Annotated in this window: 28 protein-coding genes and 1 pseudogene; 5 read left to right on the top strand and 24 right to left on the bottom strand. The window is 42.8% G+C overall.

The window, feature by feature from the left end:
- From C6H66_RS12360 to C6H66_RS12350, 3 genes are read right to left on the bottom strand one after another with little or no spacing between them, the layout of a single operon-like run.
- Nucleotides 1-537: a LemA family protein gene (locus C6H66_RS12360; protein ID WP_046397512.1), complete on the bottom strand. Its 537-nt coding sequence runs from the start codon at nucleotides 535-537 to the stop codon at nucleotides 1-3.
- A gap of 11 nt (nucleotides 538-548) precedes the next feature.
- Nucleotides 549-1,415: a hypothetical protein gene (locus C6H66_RS12355; protein ID WP_146111049.1), complete on the bottom strand. Its 867-nt coding sequence runs from the start codon at nucleotides 1,413-1,415 to the stop codon at nucleotides 549-551.
- Between the two features lie 26 nt (nucleotides 1,416-1,441).
- Nucleotides 1,442-1,999, bottom strand: a complete 558-nt coding sequence (locus C6H66_RS12350; RefSeq protein ID WP_105395746.1) for a LemA family protein — start codon at nucleotides 1,997-1,999, stop codon at nucleotides 1,442-1,444.
- Nucleotides 2,000-2,562: 563 nt separating this feature from the next.
- Here C6H66_RS12350 and C6H66_RS12345 point away from each other — a divergent pair.
- Together C6H66_RS12345 and C6H66_RS12340 are read left to right on the top strand one after the other, a co-directional pair.
- A complete protein-coding gene (locus C6H66_RS12345; RefSeq protein WP_105395745.1) occupies nucleotides 2,563-3,405 on the top strand; it encodes a hypothetical protein in 843 nt (280 codons plus the stop codon).
- A 1-nt stretch (nucleotide 3,406) separates the two neighbouring features.
- Nucleotides 3,407-5,494 carry a DNA methyltransferase gene (locus C6H66_RS12340; protein WP_046397515.1) on the top strand — a complete coding sequence of 696 codons (2,088 nt, stop codon included), beginning with the start codon at nucleotides 3,407-3,409 and terminating at the stop codon, nucleotides 5,492-5,494.
- Nucleotides 5,495-5,870: 376 nt separating this feature from the next.
- Here the strand turns inward: C6H66_RS12340 and C6H66_RS12335 are convergent, their stop codons facing one another.
- From C6H66_RS12335 to C6H66_RS12320, 3 genes and pseudogenes are all read right to left on the bottom strand, one after another.
- Nucleotides 5,871-6,134 (bottom strand): hypothetical protein, encoded by a 264-nt coding sequence (locus C6H66_RS12335; RefSeq protein WP_105395744.1) that lies wholly within the window; start codon nucleotides 6,132-6,134, stop codon nucleotides 5,871-5,873.
- Nucleotides 6,135-6,248: 114 nt separating this feature from the next.
- Nucleotides 6,249-6,518, bottom strand: a complete 270-nt coding sequence (locus C6H66_RS12330; protein WP_105395743.1) for a CopG family ribbon-helix-helix protein — start codon at nucleotides 6,516-6,518, stop codon at nucleotides 6,249-6,251.
- A gap of 555 nt (nucleotides 6,519-7,073) precedes the next feature.
- Nucleotides 7,074-7,829: pseudogene (locus C6H66_RS12320) on the bottom strand (ISAs1 family transposase); the annotation flags it as partial.
- A 19-nt stretch (nucleotides 7,830-7,848) separates the two neighbouring features.
- On the opposite strand from C6H66_RS12320, the gene C6H66_RS12315 reads away from it, so the two are divergent.
- Nucleotides 7,849-8,622, top strand: coding sequence for a phage tail fiber protein (locus C6H66_RS12315; RefSeq protein WP_105395742.1), 774 nt, complete (start codon nucleotides 7,849-7,851; stop codon nucleotides 8,620-8,622).
- Here the strand turns inward: C6H66_RS12315 and C6H66_RS12310 are convergent.
- The 15 genes from C6H66_RS12310 to fliF all read right to left on the bottom strand — a co-directional run bounded on the left by C6H66_RS12310 (nucleotide 8,573) and on the right by fliF (nucleotide 21,917).
- Nucleotides 8,573-9,919, bottom strand: a complete 1,347-nt coding sequence (locus tag C6H66_RS12310; protein WP_105395741.1) for a phage tail protein — start codon at nucleotides 9,917-9,919, stop codon at nucleotides 8,573-8,575. The two genes, C6H66_RS12315 and C6H66_RS12310, sit on opposite strands and share 50 nt — an antisense overlap.
- 398 nt (nucleotides 9,920-10,317) lie before the next feature.
- Nucleotides 10,318-10,725, bottom strand: a complete 408-nt coding sequence (locus tag C6H66_RS12305; protein ID WP_046395730.1) for a cytidine deaminase — start codon at nucleotides 10,723-10,725, stop codon at nucleotides 10,318-10,320.
- A 205-nt stretch (nucleotides 10,726-10,930) separates the two neighbouring features.
- Nucleotides 10,931-11,713: a flagellar biosynthetic protein FliR gene (gene fliR, locus C6H66_RS12300; protein WP_046395729.1), complete on the bottom strand. Its 783-nt coding sequence runs from the start codon at nucleotides 11,711-11,713 to the stop codon at nucleotides 10,931-10,933.
- A gap of 2 nt (nucleotides 11,714-11,715) precedes the next feature.
- Nucleotides 11,716-11,985 (bottom strand): flagellar biosynthesis protein FliQ, encoded by a 270-nt coding sequence (fliQ, locus tag C6H66_RS12295; RefSeq protein WP_011146199.1) that lies wholly within the window; start codon nucleotides 11,983-11,985, stop codon nucleotides 11,716-11,718.
- 20 nt (nucleotides 11,986-12,005) lie between these two features.
- A complete protein-coding gene (fliP, locus tag C6H66_RS12290) occupies nucleotides 12,006-12,722 on the bottom strand; it encodes a flagellar type III secretion system pore protein FliP (protein WP_105395783.1) in 717 nt (238 codons plus the stop codon).
- Nucleotides 12,723-12,771: 49 nt separating this feature from the next.
- The gene (fliO, locus tag C6H66_RS12285; protein ID WP_046395728.1) at nucleotides 12,772-13,224 is read right to left on the bottom strand and encodes a flagellar biosynthetic protein FliO; all 453 of its coding nucleotides are present in this window, start codon (nucleotides 13,222-13,224) and stop codon (nucleotides 12,772-12,774) included.
- Nucleotide 13,225: 1 nt separating this feature from the next.
- Nucleotides 13,226-13,645, bottom strand: coding sequence for a flagellar motor switch protein FliN (gene fliN, locus C6H66_RS12280; RefSeq protein ID WP_011146202.1), 420 nt, complete (start codon nucleotides 13,643-13,645; stop codon nucleotides 13,226-13,228).
- Nucleotides 13,638-14,642 (bottom strand): flagellar motor switch protein FliM, encoded by a 1,005-nt coding sequence (gene fliM, locus C6H66_RS12275; protein ID WP_105395740.1) that lies wholly within the window; start codon nucleotides 14,640-14,642, stop codon nucleotides 13,638-13,640. Before fliM ends, fliN begins: the two co-directional genes overlap by 8 nt.
- A 5-nt stretch (nucleotides 14,643-14,647) precedes the next feature.
- The gene (gene fliL / locus C6H66_RS12270) at nucleotides 14,648-15,124 is read right to left on the bottom strand and encodes a flagellar basal body-associated protein FliL (protein ID WP_105395739.1); all 477 of its coding nucleotides are present in this window, start codon (nucleotides 15,122-15,124) and stop codon (nucleotides 14,648-14,650) included.
- Between the two features lie 213 nt (nucleotides 15,125-15,337).
- On the bottom strand, nucleotides 15,338-16,678 hold the full coding sequence (locus C6H66_RS12265; RefSeq protein WP_105395738.1) for a flagellar hook-length control protein FliK: 1,341 nt from the start codon (nucleotides 16,676-16,678) through the stop codon (nucleotides 15,338-15,340).
- Nucleotides 16,678-17,121, bottom strand: a complete 444-nt coding sequence (gene fliJ, locus C6H66_RS12260; RefSeq protein WP_046395724.1) for a flagellar export protein FliJ — start codon at nucleotides 17,119-17,121, stop codon at nucleotides 16,678-16,680. Before fliJ ends, C6H66_RS12265 begins: the two co-directional genes overlap by 1 nt.
- A 42-nt stretch (nucleotides 17,122-17,163) precedes the next feature.
- On the bottom strand, nucleotides 17,164-18,528 hold the full coding sequence (fliI, locus tag C6H66_RS12255; RefSeq protein WP_036783283.1) for a flagellar protein export ATPase FliI: 1,365 nt from the start codon (nucleotides 18,526-18,528) through the stop codon (nucleotides 17,164-17,166).
- Nucleotides 18,528-19,232, bottom strand: a complete 705-nt coding sequence (gene fliH, locus C6H66_RS12250) for a flagellar assembly protein FliH (RefSeq protein ID WP_105395737.1) — start codon at nucleotides 19,230-19,232, stop codon at nucleotides 18,528-18,530. Before fliH ends, fliI begins: the two co-directional genes overlap by 1 nt.
- Nucleotides 19,225-20,217 carry a flagellar motor switch protein FliG gene (gene fliG, locus C6H66_RS12245; protein WP_036783277.1) on the bottom strand — a complete coding sequence of 331 codons (993 nt, stop codon included), beginning with the start codon at nucleotides 20,215-20,217 and terminating at the stop codon, nucleotides 19,225-19,227. The genes fliH and fliG overlap by 8 nt, the downstream gene beginning before the upstream one ends.
- Nucleotides 20,214-21,917, bottom strand: a complete 1,704-nt coding sequence (gene fliF / locus C6H66_RS12240; RefSeq protein WP_105395736.1) for a flagellar basal-body MS-ring/collar protein FliF — start codon at nucleotides 21,915-21,917, stop codon at nucleotides 20,214-20,216. The genes fliG and fliF overlap by 4 nt, the downstream gene beginning before the upstream one ends.
- A gap of 284 nt (nucleotides 21,918-22,201) precedes the next feature.
- Here fliF and fliE point away from each other — a divergent pair, with 284 nt between their 5' ends.
- Entirely contained in the window at nucleotides 22,202-22,513 is a 312-nt protein-coding gene (gene fliE / locus C6H66_RS12235) for a flagellar hook-basal body complex protein FliE (protein WP_046395721.1), read from the top strand.
- Nucleotides 22,514-22,540: 27 nt separating this feature from the next.
- Here fliE and C6H66_RS26375 read toward each other — a convergent pair whose 3' ends face one another.
- Nucleotides 22,541-22,663 carry a type II toxin-antitoxin system MqsA family antitoxin gene (locus C6H66_RS26375; protein WP_219847617.1) on the bottom strand — a complete coding sequence of 41 codons (123 nt, stop codon included), beginning with the start codon at nucleotides 22,661-22,663 and terminating at the stop codon, nucleotides 22,541-22,543.
- A gap of 297 nt (nucleotides 22,664-22,960) precedes the next feature.
- Between C6H66_RS26375 and C6H66_RS12225 the strand changes: the two genes are divergently transcribed.
- Nucleotides 22,961-23,716, top strand: a complete 756-nt coding sequence (locus C6H66_RS12225) for a DUF2829 domain-containing protein (RefSeq protein ID WP_105395735.1) — start codon at nucleotides 22,961-22,963, stop codon at nucleotides 23,714-23,716.
- Nucleotides 23,717-23,985: 269 nt separating this feature from the next.
- Here the strand turns inward: C6H66_RS12225 and fliT are convergent, their stop codons facing one another.
- Nucleotides 23,986-24,363, bottom strand: a complete 378-nt coding sequence (fliT, locus tag C6H66_RS12220; protein ID WP_036807533.1) for a flagella biosynthesis regulatory protein FliT — start codon at nucleotides 24,361-24,363, stop codon at nucleotides 23,986-23,988.
- A complete protein-coding gene (fliS, locus tag C6H66_RS12215; RefSeq protein WP_036807537.1) occupies nucleotides 24,363-24,773 on the bottom strand; it encodes a flagellar export chaperone FliS in 411 nt (136 codons plus the stop codon). The genes fliT and fliS overlap by 1 nt, the downstream gene beginning before the upstream one ends.
- Nucleotide 24,774: the final 1 nt, after the last annotated feature.

The following is a 24,774-nucleotide window of genomic DNA, read 5'->3' as shown; positions in this document are numbered from 1 at the left end:
TTATCCTTGCATGGGGTTCAGCATTGGGCTAGGTTTATATCTTAATATCCGGGCGAAAATGATATTGGGAAACTGCCGGAGCCCGGTATTGTAAAGAGCAACACTTTCATTAAAGAATTCACGTCTGTCTGCAATCTGATTTTCCAGCAGAGTGATCTGCGCTTGCAAATGTTGAAAAGATGGCTGACTAATTAGGGCCGGATAGTTTTTTGCAATTATCAGAAATGACAGCAACTGGTGTGCTAATGTATTACCTATTTTCACCTTTTCATCAGTTATTTTTGCACTGGGGTAGTTTTTCCTGATTTCTGATAGTTGCAGAAAGAGCGATTTTTCATGGGCCATTGCTTGTTCTGTTATCGTGATAAGCTGAGGAATTAAATCAACCTGTTTTTTCAATAAAATATCAATATTGGCAAACGCTTTATCCCGGTATCTTTTTAACATAACGATTTTATTAAAAACGCCTACGAGATAACGAACCGCGATCATCAGAATGACGGCCAGAATAAGAAAAGCGAGAAGATATCCACCCATTGCTGTTATCTCTAAAATAGCCATTTCAATAATGGAGACTCACGATAAAAAACCGTTAAATGATGAGACTGATATTCATAAGGAACGGTCAGAATAAAGGCAATCAGGATTGCCGCACTAATGACAGTAATTGCAAGATTACGGCGCATTGGCGCAACTTCATTCCAGGCGCCCAAATATCCCTTAGAGGCAATCCCCAGTAATCTGTGAGGAGCCGCCTGAGTAATAACAACTTGATCGTCTTTTTCAATAGCTGTACCAATAATTAAATACTCTTCATTTGGAAATAACAAGTACTCTTGGTAAGAAACGGAGTTGGTTTCATAGTTCTGATAAGAAGAAAAATTTACAAATGTCAAGGTTTCTGGTGTTGCATCAATACGGACTGATCCTGAATCATCGGTTAAAGTAAACCGACGGATTTTTTCTTCCGAATGACGCAAAGAATAACGTTTATCGCCTTTTGAATCTTCGCTGATATCATATTCATAATAACGATAGCCATAGCATAGCTTTCTGCTCAGAGGGCTTTTAAAGTGAGTTCCTGCTGTTATTCTTCCTTCTACTTCTACCAAGCCCATAGCGATTGAACGGATTTTTGATGTGGCCAAAATCTGCTGAAATTTAAGGAATTTTTTTTCCGGTGTTGTTTTCAGACCGTTATAGATAAATAGTAATAAAATTAAGCCAAATAAGGCGCCGGGTGAAACAAAAAAGGCAATCAGAAAAATGGCAATAGCCGCCGAGCCTAAAATCACTTTCCAAATTTCCTTGCTGGCAAATTTACCGGACTGCCGTGCTTGTCTATAATACTCTGCCGCGTTTTTCCCAAACGAAAAGATTAATACACAGGAGAAAACAAAAATAAAAAATATCATAGTCATCATAAGGTTTACCATCTGATTTATTTAAACTTGATACCGTCATAGGCTTTTTCTGCCTGACAGATTTCTAACAAAGGCAGCCTCTGATAATGAAACATGCGGGCAAAAATCAGATCAGGGAATAGATAAATCGCCGTATTATACTCCGTTACTGCATCATTAAACATTTCGCGGCGATGAGCAATTTTATTTTCTAGATCCGTCACCGATGTCTGCAATTGTGAAAATTGGGAACCTGAAATCAATGTCGGATAGTTTTCAGCTACCGCCAGTACAGATCGGAATGCATTGCTCATTTCATTGGAGGCTTTGATTTTATCCGTGAGGGTATTGGCATTAAGATATCCCTGCCGTGCATCACTTAACCGAGTAAAAATATCACGTTCATGTTCCATAGACTTTTCCAGCACGGTCACAAGCTGCGGGATCTGTTCTGCACGCTGTTTTAAAATAACATCGATATTGGCAAATGTATTGCTTGTCTGCTCTTTCAGAGCAACCAGCCGGTTATAAATTGTGATCCCCCAGCCGATAAGTCCTACAGCAATGAGAGAGATAATAATAGTGGTTACTGTCATCTTTTTCTCCACGAAAATCCGGTTATATTTACTATATAAGTCATGCCCTCCCTGCTGACTGGGGTAGCCCCCCACTTGGTTTAACCTGCCATAATCATTTAGAAATGAGAATACAAGAGTATTAAGCATACTATATCGAGGATAGATTTAATTCAATAAATGCAATTTTTTAAAAGAAGATTTAATTGCATTTACTATGTGAATCTAAAATCGGTATATACCCAAGAAACCTCAAGATGCAGTTTTTAGCACTTGAATAACCAGATTAAATCGATAGGGAATATCTGGGTGGTTGATGAAGCGGGGGGGTACTCCGGTGACTGTCAGTTCAGATCTGCGCTAATACAGATGAAATCATATATATTATCCCAAACAATTGCTGCATAATTAACCCTGTTTGCCAAGTTTAGTCTTGGTTCCCGTGTTATTTGATTTCCCTTTTGATCTTGCTTTTAAAAATCGTTACGGTATAACGCCTAAAGCGGGCAGCGTTTCTGGTTACCATTGCATGCAAACGGTTGAAAACAATAACTAATATTAGAAAATAATCTTAAGGATTGTGTATGTACCATAATGAACATCAAGTAATGAAAGCCATTTACGATAACTTTTATGGTCAGATTAATGATAATGGTGTTATACCTGTTGACCTACGTGCGCCTTCCTTGGTTGGTACAGTTCAAGATGATCCCTTTGATTGCTTGATTGAACAAAAACTCCAACAAGCATTTCCTGAATTGGAAGTTGTTCGTTCAGGTAAGCTGACTACTCCTGATATTATTATTCGTGATAAGCGAACGGGTATCATTGTTGGGCTTGAAGTTAAAAAGTTAATTCAGAAGCCGAATGGCACTGATTCACGTGGTCTTACTATGGATTACAATAGTTGCTTGCCGTGCGGAACTGCTTTGATAAAGATGGGCAATGCAATGGCCGATATTCCTTGTTATTACATGTACGCATTATTGAGCAATGACAGTAGCAGTATTGTAACTTTTATTTTGATGCACGGTGATTTCATCAACTATGACTTTAATCTTTATAAGAAAGCCAAAGTTGCGAACCAAACCGAGTATAACCACGGTCCGTACGGTGAAGGTTCTGTTCGTCATCGGGCAATGTATACGTACCCTAATCCACTGAACTACAAATTAAAGTGTTTTTATACAAGAAAAGTTTTTGTAGCGAAAAAATTTGATTGTGAAAATCTTCAGATATCGCACTTGGCTACAGAAGAAGTATCAAGGTACGATATTTACGAAAACAATTTTTTGTACAATATCATTGATAATGGAAAGCCTGATCAATCTGTTGAGCCTGTTCTGATTGAAGATATTTTTGCTGACTGCAAAGCACGTGTAGCAAAAATACGTACGTCTGTTTCTATGCCAGTGTTAATAAAATAATATGAAGTATATAATTGAAAATGATTTTCCTTTCGAGCAGATTGATCCAATTGCGGAAATCGAAAGTTACAGAAAGGAAATTAACCGTCCTATCTACCACATTCATAAATGGTGGGCGAAGCGTTTAGGAAGCGTATTCCGTTCTATTGTTTCCGGTGCTCTTACTGAAGGCCAATGGAAGGATTTTTACGAATACCAAAAATATACCGGAAAGGTTGTGCTTGATCCTTTTATGGGGTCGGGAACCACATTGGGGGAAGCGGCGAAGCTTGGGGCAAGCATTATAGGATGTGATGTTAACCCAGTTAGTACATTCTTAGTTACACAGGCAATGGCTAGCGTGAATATAAATGAACTGAAAAAAGAATTTAAATCCATTGAACGGGATGTAAAAGAAGAAATCCTTTCCTATTATACAACAATGGTTCCTGGTGCGTCGAAATCCACGCCAGCACTTTACTATTTTTGGGTGAAGGTTGTTGCCACGCCTGAGGGTGAAGAAATTCCGTTGTTTTCAAGTTATGTATTCAGTAAAAATGCCTACGCTAGCAAGAAACCGGATTCGCAAATATGGTGCCCGTCATGTGAGTCTATTATTGTGGAGAAATATAATAGTACTGACATTAAATGCCCTTGCTGTTCACATAACTTTAACCCCCAAAATGGGCCTGCCAAGGGAACAAAAATTGTTGACAGTAGAGGTAATGAATACAAAATCAAGGAATTAGTATCTAGCAAAGAGTGTCCACCTAAGCATAAATTATATGCCATTATGGCGCTTAACGAAGCAGGTGAAAAGGTCTATATCAAACCGACTCAATATGACTACGACCTTTTTAATAAAACGCGTGAACGCTTTTCCCTGATCAAAGGCGATCTTCCATTACCTACTATGAAAGTTAGAGCTGGATATAACACGAACCAAGCGCGTGGATATAACTACAATAATTGGTGTGATTTCTTTAATGAACGTCAATTGTTATGTCTTGGACTATTGCTTCAGCGGATATTGAAGATTAAAGACAAGGTGATTCGAGATCATTTTGTTTGTCTGTTCAGTGGAACACTTGAATTTAATAACCTGTTTTGCAGTTTTAAGGGGGAGGGTACTGGTGCTGTTCGTCATATGTTTTCGAACCATATTTTGAAACCAGAGAGAACACCATTAGAAAATAGTGTATGGGGAACACCGGGGAAAAGCAGCGGTACATTTTCGACATTATTTGAAAGTCGTTTGATTAAGGCTAAGACCTATCTTGACGAACCATTTGAAGTATTCATTGAAAACAATGGGGTAAAATGTTTTTCAAAAAAAGTCGTTTGCAGTGATCCGATAAGGGTAAATCCTACTCAATCATGGGAAACGTTCAAAAACGCTTCTCAAGGTGCTTTGATTTTGAATGCGGACAGTTCTTCACTTCCCATCCCTGATTCATCGGTTGATGCGGTAATTACTGATCCACCGTATTTTGATTTTGTTCACTATAGTGAATTGAGTGACTTTTTCTATGCTTGGCTTTCTAATGCTCTTAGTGGCGAATATGAATACTTAAATAGAAAAGATTCATCACATGAAAATGAAGTTCAAGATAGGGATAACGAAAGTTTCACAAGGAAAATTTGCACTATTTTTAAGGAATGCAACCGAGTGCTTAAAGAAGATGGTCTTTTGTGTTTCAGTTATCATCATTCGACAATAGACGGCTGGATGGCAATATACGATTCTGTCACTAAAGCCGGTTTTGACATTGTAGCCGCTCACCCGGTAAAAGCTGAAATGTCTGTTGCCAGCCCTAAAAGTGCAGCAAAAGATCCTATCAATCTTGATGCAATCTTGGTTTGTAAAAAGGAGGTTAATCCGCCAAAAATTGAGAATCCACAGGACGAAATCTTTTCCCGGTTCAGTGATTATGTTGAACGATTCAACGTTGTTGAAAGAAATCTAAGTTCAGGGGACCGCTTTGTAATTGCTTGCTCCCAGGCAATTACGGTTGCTTCATGCCTTCGAATGGATAGAGAATCGACGATTGACTTGGTTAAATGGTCTGTTGAAATATGCGTTCAGAATAAAAAGATATCACTTAAATGACCAAGGCGGGATTCTATTTTACATAAAAAGTGACCAATGGCGGGCATTGACAATTTTATTCAATCAATACGCTATTTATCAATAGACTCTGATTGCTATATTAAAAGTATGGAAAATAACAGGTACCGTGCACAAAAACATGGGCGACGGTACCAATATTGATTCTATTGTATAACATAAACTCCAATAGGTATTTTGTCGGATTATTTAGGATTAAATTAATTAAATAATAAATGGTAGATTTACATAGTAAGCGCAACATCGTTAATCTGGAGGTAAATATGTTCGTATTCCCCTAAATAATTCATTGGGTGTTTTCCTACCTAGTGTTTTGGGAAGATAAAATGTCACATAAATACGGCAAGATTGGTCGTATTTATGTTAATAAATCTGCAACTTCTGATTGTGACAAGTCGCGATAAACATGCCAAGCAGCAATGATACTAATTTGTTGTTCAACCATGATCCCAACTACTTCATGTGGGATAGTTTCTTCATCATTTTCACCTGCTTCATATGATACTGATACATAATCTTCATCTCGATCAGAAAGGGCTAGTAGATGTTCATACTCCGCTATAGACAGAATTACTGATTGCCGCACACCGTTTTCGTCAGTAATAAAGTTAATCACAGACATGGAATTTACTCCGGTTAAATTTAATCAATATAACATTAAGGATATTAAAGTTATTTTGCTATTTTTTGCTAATCTGGTTTTTGTTGCCGTTTAACTTTGTTATACCCAATTGAACTATTGAAGTGTGGCTTTGCGGCGGGCTAAAAATTTAGCCTCAACTTGGTCGGCTGGCACTAGATTGCCGGCATTGGCAGAAGCTTGGCCTATTTCTATTTGTCTGCGGAGCCAAGCATCATGAACGCTCGCTTCTTGTTGCTGACGCACGAAATCGCGCATGAAGTCACGTAGTAGCTGTGCACCTTTGCGATCGAGTGATTTCGCTGCCGCGGTAAAGTCATTTTTCAGGGTATCATCAACCCTAAAGGTAAAAGTAGTTTCGCTCATAGCTAATGATTCCATCGTAATGTGTTACAAAGTAAGTACAGTGTAGTACTTAAATGGGTAGAATACTACCAGAAGGACGGTAAAATATAATATTTAGATAAAATTAAATCTGAATAGTGTCACCTATTGTAAAAAATTTATTATTGTCTCTTATTTATTCTCATAAATAATATTGTGAATTATTTATTTAAAGTATCTTTAATAAGTTAAATAATATATTGAAAAGCCTTAGTTAAATTAATAAATGAAGATGATAATTATTGCTTTTAATTCTAGTTTGTTAAAGTTTTAAATTAACATGTCTTGATAATTAATTTATTGGTTTAGTATCTTGGTGATAATATTTGTTAAAATATAAAGATGATTGCATTTAATATAACCAAGTATTAACCATTGAAAATAGTTAATACTTGGCGATAAAGTAAGTCACGGCAGAGACATAAAGAGTGTGTTACCGCTTCATTCAGTTTATGGGCTTCTAAATAGGCGCCTATTTCCATACAAAAGTAGAATCCCACCTTCGGGGTCAGGGCGGGATTCCACTTTGTATTTAATTTAATCAAAGATAAGTTGACTACGGAATTCCCCTGACCAAATGGCTCTTCGACGTTTAGCCGCCTGACTGTCTTTTATACTGGTATTCTGTTTAATCACGCTTAATGCAATTCGGTTAAAAAGCGCCATTTGTGCAACCCCATCAGGATCTTTGAGTGAGATAGCATCTTCTCGAAAAGTGACATCTAATACCCAATGCAGCTCGTTTTCCACCGACCAGTGCCTTCTTATTGCCTTAGCCACGATTTCCGCCTCCAACGGTAGCGAGCTGACATACCAGCGTGAATCACGATGAGGAGGCTGACCTTTTACGCTTCGTTCACTGACTACTTCAATAACACTTTGTATTGAAGGCCATTGCCGCCGAAGGACCTCCGGTAATACGGCACGAATTTGCATGACATGCCGAAATTCTGTCCGTCCATGACCGCTATTTTTCTGCGTAAATTCAACAAGCTCATCACTCTCATAATGCGAAGCAAAATACGATTTGACCCATTCATGGAGGGTCTTTTGATTGCCTTTGAGACCCACAATAAAATCACCGCCGCGCTGAGTAATTAACGCAAGGGTTTCTTTCTGGCAATGCAGGGCATCTATAGTGACAATCGTGCCATCAAGCGCCAGTAATTCAATCAATTGTCTGGCAACCGGACCTTCCTGACCTTTGCTTTCGGCTGCCTGATGGTATAGGGCTACACCGGATTCAACATCATAAGCACTGACCACATGCAGGGCTTCAAATAATGTCGGTTTAGTGGAAATCGTGAAAAACATGGAAAAAGCTATTGATGGGAAAATGGATATTGGGGCTTTTGGGTTGGGAGGAGCACCGATTGAGTTAGAGCCAGCCCAAGCATTAGCAAGTTTGGCGGGAACAAATGGGTTTTATTCAAGAGGTTCAGTTCCGTTACCGCCCGACAACCCAGAGAGCAAGGCAATGAAATATATGAATATAGGAAGCAAAGCTTGGTCTACACAGCTAGCTTTTAGTGCATATAAAAATATCATCTATATACGATCAGCAAAAACTGATGGCGTCTCGTGGAATAACTGGGAACATGTTTGGACAGGATCTACTGCAACACCCGACGCTAATGGATTCCTTAAGAAATCCTCCCCGATAGTAGAAATCTACTCAGACGGTTCATTCACAACGAACGACGAGTCAAAAGGTGCAACAGTCGAGCATCTTTCAGAGGGCCTCTACATTATCAAGGGAGTTCTTGGATTCAATGCTGATGCCATGTGGGGCGGTGTTGACGGAGGTATTGAAATACCACTATGCAAAAATAAATTACCGCTGATTTGGGTGGATTACAAAGTACTGCCCGATGGTACAATCAAATTGATGACTTACCACCGGGAGCACCCAGACGCGCCAGTATTCGCCAGAAATGCGAGAGAGGGCTATACTAATGGTGATTTGATTGATATTCCCAGTGGTAGATTTGTCTCGGTTCGCGTACAAATGCCGGCATCTGATGATGAGAAAGCTGCTACTGCTGGTGATCCTGAATTAACGCCTGTTGCTTCTGATTCCAGATAGAATCCTGCGGCATTTGAACCCTAACATCTAACCGGCAATGTTCGGGAATGTCACACGGCTCACTGTCTTTATAAAATACACGTTCACCATTTTCATCAATATGCTTAAGTCGCCAGTTCTGAAAACGGGTTGGTAAGTGAGTGTGCTGTCTGTGAAAGGTTTCAATGATGACAGAGCCGTCACTCTGCACTCTGTCATCGACAAAAATTAACTCCAGGTTGTTGTTATCTTTCGGTACTGAGATACCACCGTGCACTCCCCAAGCCATATCTAAGTTATAGCCACAAACATTAGATATATGGTAAATGCCAACTCCTTCTTTTGTGACTTCTGCTCCCTCTGATTCTTCGTTAGTTGTGAATTCACCAGAGGGGTGGATTTCCACTATTGGGGAGGCTCTTTTTAGGAATCCGTTAGCGTCGGCAATGCAATTTGCAGTGCTATATTGAGTCGTCCAGGGCTTATATTGTTCGGGCCCATACCAAGTTTGGCGTGTCGCAATATCCCCAATATGCGAATAATATGTTTGATGAATTCTCTGATCATTACTCTTAAATACAGAAAGAAATCCATATGCGTAAATCTTATAACCGTTATATGCGGGAAAGTCAGTTACAGAATTGGGATTATCTACAGCTACACCGTAGATGCCAGATTCTCGGATATCAGAGAATCTTGAATTGTTTGATACATAGCCCCGGAAATCGGGAAAGGCCCCCACATCCCCCGCACTCAGACTGACATCCCCGGTCAACGCTTTCCCGTTCACTTTCCGGCTATTCGGCACCGCATAATTGGCCTTTTGCACCGTTTCTGTTAAACCGAGGTTTTTCACAAACTCATTTTTATCAGGAATGTCTGCGCCGTTTTGGTCTTTTGCCAGTTTATTATTAGCATTATCATTTATATCGGAAGCCAGCTTCTGCGTTACCGCGAGTGTGTTACTATCGCCTGTCTTGTTAGTAAGTTGAACAATCCCTTTTTGTGTTAATGAGGTACTGGGAATTTCTGTTGTGATTTTTTTCTCTAACGCACTATTTAATTGGGCCGTGAGTTTAGCTATATCACCATCATCCAGAACATCATCTCCTCCGGAGTGTGTTGCGATAAAATTAGCAACAACAGAGGATATCGTGGACGACTGACGTAACACCTTATTTAATTCATGAGTAGTCACATTATCTGGCGGAAACCCATTTTTTAAACTCCGACTTTCTTCATATCTTTCTTGGCTCACTACATTTGCATTATTACTGATAGAAAAGGCTTTAAAATCATTCTGGGGCTTGAGACTCATGTTTTTTCCTTAAATTATATAATATTATTTCATAAGCAACATATTGAATTATGGTAGATGATTTATCATAATTCGCGTTAATTATAGTTTAATTCACAAAAGGAATAATTAAATGTTCTTATAACTCAGATGGTTAACTATTTTTGTACAGTTGGTAGTAATAAATAACCTGATATTTTGCAATCAAAATATACCCGAAATATTTAATGCTATAGCCATAGAAATTAAAAATCTGCACTTCTTTTGATAATTAGAATGCTTAGAATCTAAACGAATTAAGCTTTCCGATGAGTGTCTATTTTGTTGAAAAAAGAAAATACAACTGTGGTACTGAGTATTAATTATTTGGAATACTTAAAAATAAAAGAAAATAACTAAGTTAAAATAAATCACATATATTAGAGCTTTTCTCCATTAACGGCTGACCAATGATAAGGTTGCAGTTCACGTATAGTTTTAAATAACAGCTCGTTTTTCTCATTAGTGACAGCCGCTTTTACGGAGCCTCCCCAATGAACCAGACGTTCTTGACATATTCCACAGGGTGTCAAAATGATATATTCATAACCGGCGTCTTCACGGCAGAGACATAAAGAGTGTGTTACCGCTTCATTCAGTTTATGCGCTTCTAAATAGGCGCCAACTTCCATACAAAGGGATAAGGCGTCATTTTTGGTATCAGGGGCGATGCTGGTTAAGATTTTGCCCGATTCTGTCCGTACCGCAGCTGCTCCACCCCATCCTTTAGGGTATCGTTTTTCAATTAAGTTAACCGCGGCATTATGTAACTCTTGTTCTATATTCATCAATTTACTGCTCTAGTCCAATTAGCTTATTTTCTTTTTCTGTGTTAATAATATCTTTGAAAAAATAAGTTTTTAGCCGTTGTTGAAAGTCTGTTATATAACTAAAACGCGATTTTCTCTTGCTTATAGGTGAAATTTTACAACATTAAATAGTACGATTTATATAGTATATAATACTTAATGGGTTTTGGGAGTGGTTTTGATTTTAAATAACCATCCCACTTATAATGACTGCCAGCCGATTAAATAATTCACTAAACATACGCTCGGTAAATGGCGCTAACATCGGGATTAAAAGCGTGAGTACCAATATACCGGTAGTCAGTGTTAACGGAAAACCGACCACAAAGATGGAGAGTTGCGGTGTCATCCGGTTTAAAATCCCCAATGATAAATTCAGTGTTAATAACAGCGTAATTAATGGCAGAGCCAGCATCATGCCGTTGATAAATATCATACTGGCGCTTTGTGCTAGCAGTAAAAATCCTTGAGCGCTGAGTTGCAATGGTTGTACGGGAATAATGCGGAATGTATCTGCCAGAACTGATAATAACCATAGATGGCCGTCAAATGCCAGAAATAACAGTAAGGTCAAGAGGTTAAAGATTCGTGCCAAAATAGGCATATTCGGGCCGCCGGAGGGATCAAAGAAGGTCGCGAATGAAAGCCCCATCTGTAAACCAATTATTTCACCGGCGTGACGCACGGCGGCAAAGGCAATTTGCATCGTCAGGCCAAGGGATGCCCCAATCAGGATTTGCTGGAGCATCACCCAGAATGCCGCAACAGAGAAAATAGGCACTTGCGCAGGTTGCAGATTTGGCATCAAAAGCAGTGTTATCATCACTGCCAGCCCGATTTTGACTTTCTTAGGCGCCTGTTTTTCACTGAATAATGGCGCCGTACTGAACAGCGCAAGCACCCGAACCAGCGGCCAGAAAAATTCACTGACGAACTGGATCAGCATCTCACTGTTAAAAGAGATCATAATTAGCCAATTATCACCGGTATGCTGCTGTAGAGTTCACGCATGTAGTCCAGAAATAGGTTTAGCATCCAAGGTCCGGCGATAACGGTAGTGACAAATACCGCCAGAATTTTGGGAATAAATGATAGCGTCATTTCGTTAACCTGTGTTGCCGCTTGCAGCAAGCTCACGATTAAACCACATAATAAAGCCGCTAACAGCAAAGGCGCAGCCAGCGCCAGCGCGACTTTCATGGCTTCTGTTCCCAATGCCATGACTGATTCAGGAGTCATAATGTTTGCCTCTTTTCAGGTCAACCGTAGAAACTTTGTGCCAGAGAACCCAGTAGTAATTGCCAGCCGTCAACTAAGACAAATAACATCAGCTTGAAGGGCAGTGAGATGGTTGCGGGAGGCACCATCATCATCCCCAACGCCATCAATACGCTGGCAACCACTAGGTCGATAATCAGAAATGGGATGAACAGCGTAAAACCAATTTGGAAAGCGGTTTTCAATTCGCTGGTGATAAATGCCGGCATTAATACTCGCATAAGAACAGCATCGGCGGTTTCAAACGGCGGTTGATCAGCAAGACGAGCAAACAGTGCTAAATCGTTTTCCCTTGTCTGACGCAACATAAATTGCCGTAATGGTTTGGCGCCATTTTCTAAAGCAGTTTCCAGGCTGATTTTATCTTCGCTGAAAGGCAGATACGCATCTTGATAAACTTTATCGAAAACCGGCGACATAATGAAAAACGTCATAAATAGCGCCAGTCCAAGCAAAACCTGATTAGGTGGCGCTGAGGGTGTGCCTAAAGCATTACGCAGTAAACCCAACACAATAATAATGCGGGTAAAACTGGTCATCATCAGCAAGGCGGCGGGGATAAAAGTTAGCGCGGTAATGAAAACTAACGTTTGAACCGGCAGTGACCAACTTTGTCCGCCGTTTGCCAGCGGCTGACTGATTATGCCCGGTAACTGTGCCACGGCATCCATTGGTAAAATAAGCGCAGCGAGTATCATCCCCAGGCGGCATGACAATGCAAACTTATCCCTTGTCATAAAGAGAGAACTACTTTTTCTCATCATTCTTGCCTTGTCGCATCAGCGTGTTTTTTAAAATCTGACCAAACAGTGCCGGTTTTATCGCTTGCCCTTCGGTGGTATCGCGGTTGGATTCAGGTATTGGCATCTGGTGTAATAAATTGATTTGCTGAGCAGTGACGCCCAGTACCAGCCAGTTATCTTCAACTTCCACAATGACGACGCGTTCACGTTGTCCCAGAGAACAACTGGCTTTGATACTTAATTGCTGCTGACTTTTTCCTTTGTTGGCAGACAGCCCCATGCGGCGTATTAACCAAGTGAGGGTGAAGATTAACAGCAACACTCCCGCCAGTGCGCTGCTGACCTGCATCAGCGTCTGACCTGCGGGAAGCGGCGCGGATGTGGCGACTTGAGTAACCGCTTGGGTTTGCGCGGCAGGTTGTGCCGCGTCATTATGCAGAGAGGGCTGGAAAGCCATATTAACGACTCAGGCGACGCATACGTTCAGAAGGGGTGATGATATCGGTGATACGGATACCGTATTTATCGGATACAACCACAACTTCACCCTGAGCAATCAGATATCCATTGATTAAAATATCCAACGGCTCCCCGGCAAGGCCATCAAGGGAAACGACCGAACCTTGAGATAGTCTCAGGAGTTGTTTGATGGTCATTTTTGTCCGGCCCAACTCTACGGATAGTTTGACCGGAATATCCAGAATCAGATCGATATCCGATAAGTGGGCCAGTGCATCCTGAGGCTCCAGAGATTCAAATATTGCCGCGCTACTGTCAGAGGTTTGTTGTTGCGCGGCCTGTTGTTCCAGAGCTTCTGCCCACATATCTTCGGCAGATCCGGTTGCAGCGGTATCTGTGGGTTGCTTAGCATCACTCATTGGGCTTTTCCTCATCCAGAGCATTTAAAACAGGGTTAATAAGATGTTCGACACGTAGGGCATATTGCCCGTTTAATGTTCCGTACTGACTGGTGAGTACGGGCACGCCATCGACGTGAACGATCAGGCGTTCGGGTTTATCGATAGGTAAGATATCGCCCGGTTGAAGTTGCAGGATTTTTGACAGCCTCAGCGGGATATCAGCAAAGTTAGCGATCAATTCCAGCTCTGAATGTTGAACCTGTTTTACCAGACTTTCCCGCCACAGGCTGTCTTCTTGCCGCACATTGTCCAGCGGTGGATTGGTCAGGCGTTCCCGTAGGGGTTCGATCATGGCAAACGGAATACAGATGTTAAATTCACCACTCAACGCGCCAATTTCCACTTGAAACGGTGTTGTCACCACAATATCGTTCGGTGATGTCGTAATGTTGGTGAATTTCACCTGCATTTCAGAGCGAATGTATTCCACTTCAATTTTGAAGATGGCGCTCCAGGCGTCACGATAGGAATCCAGCGCCATGCGTAACATCCGGTTAATCACTCGTTGCTCAGTGTGGGTGAATTCACGGCCTTCTACTTTGGTCGGGAAACGTCCGTCACCACCAAACAGGTTATCTACCGCGATGTAAACCAGACTTGGGGCGAATGCAAACAGCGCTGTCCCTCTCAACGGTTTTAGATGAACCAGATTAAGGTTGGTCGGTACTGCTAAATTACGGGCGAATTCATGATAGGGCTGAATTTTTATTGCGCCGACGGTAATGTCAGGACTACGGCGGAGCATGTTAAACAACCCCATCCTGAACTGACGGGCAAAGCGTTCATTAATAATTTCCAGTGCTTGCAGACGTTCCCGAATAACACGGCGTTGGGTATTGGGATCATAAGGGCGAACCTCATTTTCCTTGGACGCGGTATTTTCTGCGTCGTCACTGGCACTGTCGCCATTGAGCAGAGCATCAATCTCTGCCTGTGAAAGAATATTGTCACTCATGGTGATTATCGCAGAATAAACGTGGTAAACAGCACATCGGTGATGACCTGATCCGGCTCACCGGGCACCAAGGTTGGGAGAAGTGTTTGCTTGATGTCGTCCATCAGACGCAATTTACCGCTGTCATGCGCCAAATCTGCCGATTTCTGGCGTGATAGTAGTAACAACATACGACTACGAACTTCCGGCAGATACTCGTGGAAGCGCTGACGAGTTTTTTCATCGGCTAAACGTAAAGTCACGCCGATATAGAGCACTCGGTCAAAGTGATCTTCATTGTCGATCAGGTTGACGGTGAAAGGTTCCAGAGTCATAAAGACAGGGACTTTTATGACTTTGGATGCTGTAGAATCACTCTCTTTTGCCTGTTTAAGCGCCCACCAACTGTATCCCCCGATGGCGACGCCGATAACGGCAATCAGTACTAACAGTATCATCCCAAATGGATTTTTGCGTTTATGCTCGTAGCTATAGTCAGACATGGACAGACAAATTCCTGTTTTTGTTGCGGATAAGTGTCCTCGCGTTCCGTGGTGGACTGACTTATCCATCAATATCGATAATCATTATCCCGCGTATTTCCGTCGGCAATAGCTGGAACAAACGGGGAAAAAACTACTAACTCGTTCGTTTGTTGTGAATCTGGTTTATACCCGTTATCTTTCAAGTTACCTCTTTGTTGGCTGCACTCACTATCAGGCGAAAATGTCCACACCGCCCCGTACTGACGCCAGTTGATGAGGGGTTAAATGTACGGTGGATTCAGTAGCGGAATGGTTTTCTGAGGCGGTGTCAGCATTGTGACTTGCGGTTCCGCCTGAATGTTGTGAACCAGAGCGTTGTTCTTGTTGCCACGGACTGGCGTTATCACTGCCGACACTGCTTTGGGTCAGTTGAATGCCGCTTTCCGCCAGTGCGTGGCGAAGTCCAGGTAATGCTGCTTCCAGTGCTGCACGGACATGGCTGTGAGCCGATGCCAGATGTAATTGCGCTTGATTATCTTCAATGGACATACGGATTTGCAAGGCTCCTAGCTCTTGTGGATGCAGGCGTAACTCTGCCTGTTGCAGGCCGTTGCGATTGAACAAAATAATTTGCTGGTTTAATTGTTGTTGCCACTCTTCACTACCCAACTGGGCATTCAGTAAAGGGGTAGAGGCGCTGGATAATTGAAACTGGGCTGTCTGATTGTGCCCTGCGGAGAGTAGGGGAGAGGTTGTTACAGAGGAGATTTGCCCTATTTGCTGATTTTCAGTGGCGGTTGATGCGTGCTGGATCTCAGTTTGAGCGGTGGTCTGAATCAGTGCGGATTCGCGTGGGTGATTTTGCGTTGCATTTTCAGGTTGAATGCCGTGTTGAATAGTTGCTGAGGCAAGCTTGGATTTTACTGGAGAATGTTGTATTAGTCCGTTTTCAGGTTTGGCTTTAAAGAACATTTCTGCTTTTTCCGCTTCCTGTTTTAGCTGTTCTAGAATCGCTGTCAGAGGGTTTTCCTCAGTCGATAATTCCGTAGCGACTAATTCTTGAGCGCTAATTTGACGGTTTTTATCATTATGCTTGATGAGTCCGTCAGGTTGGAGGCCGCTTTTCGGGTTTTCTGATTTGATGGCTAACCCGGATAATTGTATGGGTAAACTTGCCGCCAGCTCTTCTGCTGACATAAGTTTCTCATCAACAGGAACCGTTTGTTTGTTTGTATCTGTTTTTACATCGAAGGGAATCAGCGAGGAGGTAATAGACTCCGTTGGTATTTCATATGGGATAGATAATTCGTTTGAGATCGATAGTTCATTTGAAATGGATAGTTCGTTGGAAATAGATAATAGCGGCGACAAACCGTTGTCTGTATCATCTGTAGTCTCTTCTTCCTTGGATGACGCTTTTTCTGGTTTGAGCGCACCTTTTTGCGCCAGTTCGGTTTCCAGATTAAGAAATTGAGCAAAAGCCGCAGGCTGATCGGCATCAGTGAGTGAATCACTACGTGCTGGTTGGTTTTCTGTCGGTTTCAGGTCGGCAGGCAAAAGAGTGAGATTCATTATTTATTTCTCCGTTGTGCGCTACGTTGGGCATACTCATCCATCTGTTTCTGCTCCGTTCTGTTCTGATGTAATCTTCGGTTGTTATCTGCCCGTTGTTGCAAAGTATCGAAAGCATTGAGGCGTTGTTGTTTTTCCCGCCACTGTGATAAAGCGGTATCAAGCCGCTGTTGCCATTGATTGAGCTGTAATTTGTGCTGCTCAATCGCTTTTTCCAGCGTTTTCATGAATTGCTGATAATTTTGCCAGGTGGTGCACGGCATACCGTTACTCAACGTATCGTTCAGGCGTTCCCGATACTCATCTTGATAGCCCATCAATGTTGCGAGTTGTTGCTCCATTTGCTGATGGTTCTGACGAACTTGCGCCAAGTGAGTGGCGGCTTTTTCCACTGCATTTTGTGCAAGTTCACGCAAGGTCATGAGAGGTGATTGTTGCAGCATCTTATTCCTCGCTTTAATGGCAACACACAGAAAATCATTACGTTACGTAGGTAATAACTGTTGTAATTGAATACAGGCCGCTTCATATTCACTACGTTCTTCAATATCTTGTTGTAGAAATTGTGCCATGTAGGGATAAAGCTCAATGGCTTTGTCCAGTAGCGGATCACTGCCAGCCGCATAAGCACCGACGTTAATCAGATCACGGTTACGTTGATAGCTTGCGAGTAGTTGTTTGAACTGCTGTACCCGTCGGTAGTGTTGCTTATCAATGAGTGAGGTCATCGCGCGGCTGATAGAGGCTTCAATATCAATTGCCGGGTAATGTCCTGATTCTGCCAGCGAACGGGAGAGGACGATGTGACCATCAAGAATTGCTCGGGCAGCATCGGCTATCGGATCTTGCTGATCATCACCTTCGGTGAGTACGGTGTAAAACGCGGTAATTGAGCCGCCACCGTTCACCCCATTGCCTGCACGTTCCACGAGTGCCGGCAGTTTGGCGAAAACCGAAGGCGGATAACCTTTGGTTGCCGGAGGTTCGCCAATGGCCAGGGCAATTTCACGTTGTGCCATGCTGTAGCGGGTCAATGAATCCATAATCAGCAATACATGTTTACCCCGATCACGAAAATCTTCCGCGATACGGGTAGCGTAGGAGGCGCCTTGCATACGCAACAGAGGCGAGATATCGGCGGGTGCGGCGACAACCACTGAACGGGCTAAGCCAGCAGCGCCAAGGATGTTTTCAATAAAGTCTTTAACTTCGCGGCCACGTTCGCCGATCAGACCAACGACAATCACATCAGCCTGTGTATAACGGGCCATCATGCCAAGCAGGACACTTTTACCGACCCCGGAACCAGCAAATAATCCCATACGTTGCCCGCGACCTACGGTCAGTAGGGCATTAATTGCTCGCACGCCGACATCCAGTACGTCACTGATTGGTGTACGTTGCAGAGGATTGATTGGCGGTGTGGTGAGTGGGGCGCGATAGCCGGTATCCGGTGAAGGAAAACCATCCAGTGGACGACCGGCGCCATCCAAAACTCGTCCTAACAGTTCCGGGCCAAGGGGTAACTGGCGACCACTGCCACAATCTTCACTGTACGGACGAGCGTATACCCGGGCGCCGGGTACAATCCCTTCCAGATCTTCAAGCGGCATCAGTAAAAGTTTTTCGCCATTAAAACCGACAACTTCACTTTCAACTTCTTCAATATTGCTGCCATTTTGTCGCTCAATCAGGCAGGTTGCTCCAAGAGGCAGATGTAAACCTGTTGCCTCCATAACCAGCCCGGTCGCTCTGGTCAGACGTCCATAACGACGAACCGGCGAAGTTTTCGCTAATTTCTTCTCAAAAGCATCCAGTGTCGCCAGCCAGCGCCCGAGTCTTGCTGTCATTACAATTCCCCCGGTGCGGCCAGCCTACATAACTCATGCCAGCGGGTTGCCAGACTGGCATCTAAATCGCCTTCCTCTGCGCTGATTTTACAACCGCCAGGATGTAGTTTGTTATCTGCCAGTAAGCGCCAGCCGTGTAGTGAGAGTGTGTTGCCTAATTGTTGCTCAACCATTGGCATATCTTGTGGGTGAACCCGCAATTGGGGTTTACCACTCAACATTGGTTCCTGTTGAATAAATTCACGGATCTGATTGAGCAGGGCAGTGCCATCACAGATCGCCGGTTGGCCCAAGATCTGTTTTGCGGCGGTCAATGCTAGTTGCATCAAGCGGGATGCAATGATCGTGTCCAGTCCTTCCAGTGAATGTTGGAAGTCCGCTAGCAGATTTTGCCACTGCTCGGTGATAGGTTGCTGCTGCTGAATGGCATCTTTTCGCCCCTGTTCCAGACCGGCCTCTAAGCCGGTTTGGTAGCCTTTTTCATAACCTTGTGCTTGACCTTCGGTAAATCCCTGTTCATGGCCTGCTTGTCGAGCCTGTTCTTTCAGGTTATCCAGCATTGCCGCCTGTTCAAGGATTTCATTACGCTCAGAATCTTGCTGTGAGTCATCAACGGGTTCTGGTTTGGCCCGCAGTTTTTCCCACTGTGTCAGCTCGTTTGGTTTCCAGGGTTGCCAGTCAGCCTTGTTTAACTTATCAGACATAGCTATCGTCGCCACCATTCAGGATAATCTCGCCGCTTTCTGCCAGACGACGAACAATAAGCAGAATCGCTTTCTGTTCGCTCTCCACTTGCGACATCCGCACCGGACCACGGTTTGCCAGGTCATCGCGCATAATCTCTGCGGCACGTTGAGACATATTGTTGAGGAAATGATCGCGCAGTTGCTGGTTGCAGCCTTTCAGTGCAATGAGCAGGGAGTCAGTGGTGATTTCCTGCAACAGGCGCTGGATACTGCGGTCATCCACATCGATAAGGTTTTCGAACAGGAACATTTCATCGATGATTTTTTGTGCCAGTTCGTTGTCGTAGGCACGCATAGCTTCGATGACATTCTCTTCCTGCTGGCTTTTCATCAGGTTGATAATTTCAGCCGCAGTACGAATGCCGCCCATTTTGCTGCGCTTGAGATTCTGGCCGTCCAACAGGTTATTGAGCACTTCTGTCAGTTCAGCCAGTGCCGCCGGTTGTACGCCACCGAAAGTGGCAATACGCAGCATGATGTCGTTGCGTAATTTGTCATCAAACAGCGCCAGGATATCGGCTGCCTGTCCACGATTTAAATGAACCAGAATGGTGGCGATAATCTGTGGATGCTCTTCACGGATCATATCGGCTGCCATTTGTGGTTCCATAAAATTGAGGGTCTCAATACCGGTGGTGGTTTCACGGGATTCGAGAATATCCTCAAGCAGACTGGAGGCGCGCTCTTCACCTAGCGCTTTAATTAACACCGAACGTAAATAGTCACTGGCGTTGATACTCAGTGCCGCATACTGACCGGCATCTTCTTCAAATTCAGCCAAAACATCCACCAGTTGTTGGTTAGAGATTTGGCGCATACCAGCCATTGTGATACTGAGTTGCTGGACTTCCCTGGAGTTCAGGTGTTTAAACACCTCGGCCGCTTGATCTTCTCCCAGGGTCATTAACATGACGGCGCTTTTTTCTGTTCCGTTCAGGCTCATTGTTCGTTACTCATCCATTGACGGATCACCAGCGCCACTACGCGAGGATCTTTTTCTGCCAGTTCGCGAATGCGTTGGCTTTGAATTTCAGCACTGACTCGTTGACGTGTCAGTTTCTGGCGTGTTTTTTCATCCATTTCCGCGCTAGATTCAGTCACTTGTCTTTTCTGAACTTTTTGTGCTTCAAGGGCGGCTTTTTCTGCGGCGCGTTTTTTGGCAAGTTGAGGAACCACCATTTTGCGCCACAGCAGCCATGCCACCAGAATCAATAACAGGTAGCGGCCAAAATCGAAGGCTTTTTCCAGCAGAATTGGGTTCTGCCAGACAGGAATAACCTCGATATTTTCTTTGCTTTCAGTAAATGGCGTGTTAACCACATTCAAGCTGTCGCCCCGCTCTTTAGAAAAGCCCATCGCTTCTCTGGTCAGCGCTTCTATTTTTGCCAATTGTTCAGGGGTTAGCGCCTGAGTTTCCAGGCCGTTTTTGCCTTCCACCGTGACATAATTAACGACAACGGCGACGGATAAGCGTTCAACACCGCCAGCTTGCTGTTGCACATGACGAATAGTCCGATCCACTTCATAGTTTGTGGTTTCGTCACGGCGATTATTGCGATTATTGTTCACCATGCGCTCGTTACTGTTACTTGCGGATGATGCTTTCTTATCGCTCTTGTCGTTTTTATTGCCATCTTTGGCATTCGGTTTATCAATCGGCGCACTCGGTGGCGGGCTTGGTTGATTGGAAAGCGCACCGGGAATACCGCCAACCTGAGAACCGCCACTCTGCTCGCTTTCACTCAACTGTTTTGAGCGAACCGCAGCCTGATTAGGGGGTTGGTTAGGTTTATATTCTTCCGCCGTCTCTTCACGGCGTGAAAAATCCACCTGCGCCGTCACTTGGGCGTGGACGTTCCCACGACCAACAACCGGAGTTAGAATCGCTTCAATACGATGTTGGAAACGATTTTCCACTTCCTGAATGTATTTCAGTTGACTGGTATTCAGATCGCGTCCAGTGGCGTCGGCTTGTGTCAATAGACGTCCCGCCTGATCAACGATAGTGACATTGCCCGGCGGTAAGCCGGCGACACTGCTGGAAACCATATGGACGATAGCGTTTATCTGACCTTCATCCAGTGTACGGCCTTGCAATAATCCAACCGTAACGGACGCTGAGGGCGATTTCTGTTCACGGACAAACAGCGAGGGTTTTGGTAGTGCCAGGTGAACACGGGCGTTTTGCACCGGCCCCAGAGATTCAATGGTGCGTGACAGTTCACCTTCCAATGCTCTTTGGTAGTTAACTTGCTCACTAAATTGGCTGATGCCAAACTTTTCTTTATCGAGTAGTTCGAATCCCGCGGCCCCACCTTTAGGCAACCCTTGTTGTGCCAATCTTAGCCGTGTCTCATGCACCTGTTCGGCAGGGATCATGATCGCAGCGCCATTTTCGGCAAAACGGTAAGGGATATTTAATTGGGTTAATTGGGTGACAATATCGCCACCATCTTTATCGCTCAGATTACTGTAAAGCACCCGATAATCGGGGCTGCGTAACCACAGGAAAAGGGCAATGACAATCGCAACGGCTGCGCTGCCGGCAACTAATAATGGCACTTTAGGATCAGCTTTTATCTGGTTAATGATAGCACTGAAACCTTTAGTTTGATTTTCAACGTCGGTTGTTGCGGCACTCATAGACGATCCTTGCCTTGCTGTTCAACATGAATACTAAAAGCGTGGCGTAACAAAACAGACTCCCCATACGCAAGCGAAAAAATTCTTCCTATTTTCAGTTTTGTCATTATTCGCTGTTCACTCATCTTTTAATGGCACAATAAGCCCTGACTTTTTACTTTAATTACCCGCTTTAGATCGAGAGGGCTATGTTAGGGTGGCGGTCTGAAAATATGCCGTATAAACCTTGGGTTAATATGGCATTGAATTGCGTAGGATATAGGGTGGTTTAACACGAGGTTTTTATGTCAATTCAAGCAATTGAAGGCGTGCTGCAACAGATGCAGGCTCAGGCGCTACAGGCAGCAAGTATCGCAAAACCCATGCCGTTACAGGGGGGGTTTGCCAGTCAACTAACGGCGGCTATTGGTAAAATTAATCAAACACGTTTAAATGCGACAAAACAAACTCAGGATTTTACCCTGGGTGTACCCGGTGTTGAATTGAATGATGTGATGGTGGAGATGCAGAAATCCAGTATTGCTTTGCAAATGGGCGTCCAGGTAAGAAATAAGCTGGTGGCTTCTTATCAGGAGATTATGAATATGCAGGTGTAGGTATATTAAGCTATTGATGTCTATAGTTTAAGACAGATCGCGAGTGTCGTGGATAAATTCCGCGGCGCTGCAAACAGGATATTCCATCGGTTTTATTTCTGGTCTTTTGTGTTGAGATTGCATTTTTGTCCACATTTCAGCGCTGCCCATTTTGTTATTCCTTAGTTAATCCTTCCTGGGAAAGTAGTAAAATTCATTATCAATAAAATATTTAAGGTGTCACGGTTTCGAATAATAACTTTCAACTCTAATTTCTGAGGTTAATTTTAACTTATTGATAAGTATCAAAAAACGATAAGGAAAATGAGCGGTATATCCTGTTATAATTGAATCTTAGTTTTATGCCGGTTGAATTAATTCATAAAAATTTACTGAATGTTTAATAATAGATTAAAGGTTAAATCATGTGGTTTAATTTTTAATTATTTATAGATATAAGGAAATAATATGTCTGAAGTTATGAAACCTGAAAATGAATGTCCGTTTGATCCTAAGCAATATGAATGTCATAGTGTTGTCGCTCCGGTCGGTTCTTTTTCTTGGGCTTTGATTCAATTAAAGCTACGCAAACTTGTTTCTCGTTCCGTTTGGAGTGATAAAAAGATGTATTTGGCTATTGCTCCTCGTGTGAATGATTTAACAGTGGAAGAAGGCAGTGCTTACGCTGTTGATGGTGTAACCGTTGGTACTAAATATGATTATTTGACGCATATTGATCTGCGCAATGAGCACGGTAATTTTGTACCGTGGCAGCCAACGCAAGAAGATATGATGGCTTGTGATTGGGAATTGTTAAGTTCTAGCACCGCCGGTGATATGTTGGTTTTCGATGTGGCTAGCGGTGTTTTTGGTCCTCCATGGTGGGGAGCTAACCAATCAGCTGGTAAGTTATCCATCGTTGAAAATCATATTAATATTAGAAATATTGATTTGGTTCAGTGGGGTGAAAACATATATGTAAGAGGAGATATGTTTAGTATATTATTAGTCCCTGAGATTGGTTATGAAGATTATCTAAAGAATATTCTGGATAAAAAATTAATAATTAAAGTTGATGGGCAAGAATATAATCTTGGTCGCCGAGTGGAATCAGATGGAGCTTATAATTGGATTTATTATGAAGGTCGTGAGGCTACAAGGCTTGGTAACTTACTAAAACAGCCAAATAAAACATATCTTTTTCATTGTAATTGGTCTGATTAACTTATATAGCTAATTTTTTTCAACCCAGGAAAGCGCTCTGTCTCTTAGTCAGATCTTTAGTTAATGGGTTATAGAAGACCTCTATACTTGCATTTGCGTCAGAAATGTAAAATACCTTTCATTGATATATAAGATATTGAGAACGAAAAGCAACACACTATTTAATTGCCAAGGTTTCTTATAATCTGAATTGAAATCAATACATCCTAAAATAAGTTCACAAAATGGGTAAATAATGGTGATGAGAGTACATCACCTTTATTTCTCAATTACTTTTGTTCCGTAGAGTTCATAAGGGTATTATGATAGGGTTCAACAGGGAATTGGCCGTAGCTATCATTTACTAATTGCTGTTGGCTTGCTTGTTTGATGAGTTTACTTAATTCATCAAGTCTTTTCTGTAGTAGTTTTTTAATCTCATTTTCATTATCTAAAATTATCTGCAAAATGTTGGTCATTTTTTGCTGTAACGAAAGAGAAGTCGTCGATGATATTGAAGAGTGGCTGATCACTTCTACTGCTTTGAGGTAGGTGATTTCCATATCAACAAGTTCATCCCATTTTTCATTTTTAGCTAAATTAAGCATTTGCTCACTTAAACTTAGGATCTGTTGGTAAGCTGACAAAAGATCCATTTTATTATCCATTAAACAATATCCTGACTGGCGTTGTAATGAGGGCCAATTTGCCGCCAAGCGTCTGAAATCTCGGTGAGTAACTTTATTACTTCGGTAATGGCTGGCTCATCATTGCGTAAATTAGCGTGGAGTAAACGTTGGGTCATATAGTCGTAAAGGGAAGCGAGATTGTGTGCCAGCTCTCCACCTTTTTCATTATCTAACCCCTGTTTGAGGCCATTATCGATGATATTGATCGCTTTGGAAATAGCTGCGCCTTTTTCCGCGATATTACCTTGTTCCATCAGAATAATTGCTCGACGCAGGGCGCTAAGCGCCCCGTTGAACAAAATCTGAATCAACTGATAGGGAGAGGCGTTCATAATTTCGCTCTCCATATCTATCTGGGCATATAATTGACTTGCCGAACGTTGATACATA

The organism is Photorhabdus hindustanensis, assembly GCF_002968995.1.
Classification (GTDB): Bacteria; Pseudomonadota; Gammaproteobacteria; order Enterobacterales; family Enterobacteriaceae; genus Photorhabdus; species Photorhabdus akhurstii.
The sequence above is the reverse complement of the archived record's forward strand: the minus strand, read 5'-3'. Positions and strand labels throughout refer to the sequence as shown.

Excerpts from the sequence above, each read along its gene's own strand:
- C6H66_RS12360 (WP_046397512.1), bottom strand. The coding sequence starts at position 537 with ATGGGTGGATATCTTCTCGCTTTTCTTATTCTGGCCGTCATTCTGATG.
- C6H66_RS12355 (WP_146111049.1), bottom strand. The coding sequence starts at position 1,415 with ATGATATTTTTTATTTTTGTTTTCTCCTGTGTATTAATCTTTTCGTTT.
- C6H66_RS12350 (WP_105395746.1), bottom strand. The coding sequence starts at position 1,999 with ATGACAGTAACCACTATTATTATCTCTCTCATTGCTGTAGGACTTATC.
- C6H66_RS12345 (WP_105395745.1), top strand. The coding sequence starts at position 2,563 with ATGTACCATAATGAACATCAAGTAATGAAAGCCATTTACGATAACTTT.
- C6H66_RS12340 (WP_046397515.1), top strand. The coding sequence starts at position 3,407 with ATGAAGTATATAATTGAAAATGATTTTCCTTTCGAGCAGATTGATCCA.
- C6H66_RS12335 (WP_105395744.1), bottom strand. The coding sequence starts at position 6,134 with ATGTCTGTGATTAACTTTATTACTGACGAAAACGGTGTGCGGCAATCA.
- C6H66_RS12330 (WP_105395743.1), bottom strand. The coding sequence starts at position 6,518 with ATGAGCGAAACTACTTTTACCTTTAGGGTTGATGATACCCTGAAAAAT.
- C6H66_RS12315 (WP_105395742.1), top strand. The coding sequence starts at position 7,849 with ATGGAAAAAGCTATTGATGGGAAAATGGATATTGGGGCTTTTGGGTTG.
- C6H66_RS12310 (WP_105395741.1), bottom strand. The coding sequence starts at position 9,919 with ATGAGTCTCAAGCCCCAGAATGATTTTAAAGCCTTTTCTATCAGTAAT.
- C6H66_RS12305 (WP_046395730.1), bottom strand. The coding sequence starts at position 10,725 with ATGAATATAGAACAAGAGTTACATAATGCCGCGGTTAACTTAATTGAA.
- fliR (WP_046395729.1), bottom strand. The coding sequence starts at position 11,713 with ATGATCTCTTTTAACAGTGAGATGCTGATCCAGTTCGTCAGTGAATTT.
- fliQ (WP_011146199.1), bottom strand. The coding sequence starts at position 11,985 with ATGACTCCTGAATCAGTCATGGCATTGGGAACAGAAGCCATGAAAGTC.
- fliP (WP_105395783.1), bottom strand. The coding sequence starts at position 12,722 with ATGATACTCGCTGCGCTTATTTTACCAATGGATGCCGTGGCACAGTTA.
- fliO (WP_046395728.1), bottom strand. The coding sequence starts at position 13,224 with ATGGCTTTCCAGCCCTCTCTGCATAATGACGCGGCACAACCTGCCGCG.
- fliN (WP_011146202.1), bottom strand. The coding sequence starts at position 13,645 with ATGAGTGATGCTAAGCAACCCACAGATACCGCTGCAACCGGATCTGCC.
- fliM (WP_105395740.1), bottom strand. The coding sequence starts at position 14,642 with ATGAGTGACAATATTCTTTCACAGGCAGAGATTGATGCTCTGCTCAAT.
- fliL (WP_105395739.1), bottom strand. The coding sequence starts at position 15,124 with ATGTCTGACTATAGCTACGAGCATAAACGCAAAAATCCATTTGGGATG.
- C6H66_RS12265 (WP_105395738.1), bottom strand. The coding sequence starts at position 16,678 with ATGAATCTCACTCTTTTGCCTGCCGACCTGAAACCGACAGAAAACCAA.
- fliJ (WP_046395724.1), bottom strand. The coding sequence starts at position 17,121 with ATGCTGCAACAATCACCTCTCATGACCTTGCGTGAACTTGCACAAAAT.
- fliI (WP_036783283.1), bottom strand. The coding sequence starts at position 18,528 with ATGACAGCAAGACTCGGGCGCTGGCTGGCGACACTGGATGCTTTTGAG.
- fliH (WP_105395737.1), bottom strand. The coding sequence starts at position 19,232 with ATGTCTGATAAGTTAAACAAGGCTGACTGGCAACCCTGGAAACCAAAC.
- fliG (WP_036783277.1), bottom strand. The coding sequence starts at position 20,217 with ATGAGCCTGAACGGAACAGAAAAAAGCGCCGTCATGTTAATGACCCTG.
- fliF (WP_105395736.1), bottom strand. The coding sequence starts at position 21,917 with ATGAGTGCCGCAACAACCGACGTTGAAAATCAAACTAAAGGTTTCAGT.
- fliE (WP_046395721.1), top strand. The coding sequence starts at position 22,202 with ATGTCAATTCAAGCAATTGAAGGCGTGCTGCAACAGATGCAGGCTCAG.
- C6H66_RS26375 (WP_219847617.1), bottom strand. The coding sequence starts at position 22,663 with ATGGGCAGCGCTGAAATGTGGACAAAAATGCAATCTCAACACAAAAGA.
- C6H66_RS12225 (WP_105395735.1), top strand. The coding sequence starts at position 22,961 with ATGTCTGAAGTTATGAAACCTGAAAATGAATGTCCGTTTGATCCTAAG.
- fliT (WP_036807533.1), bottom strand. The coding sequence starts at position 24,363 with ATGGATAATAAAATGGATCTTTTGTCAGCTTACCAACAGATCCTAAGT.
- fliS (WP_036807537.1), bottom strand. The coding sequence starts at position 24,773 with ATGTATCAACGTTCGGCAAGTCAATTATATGCCCAGATAGATATGGAG.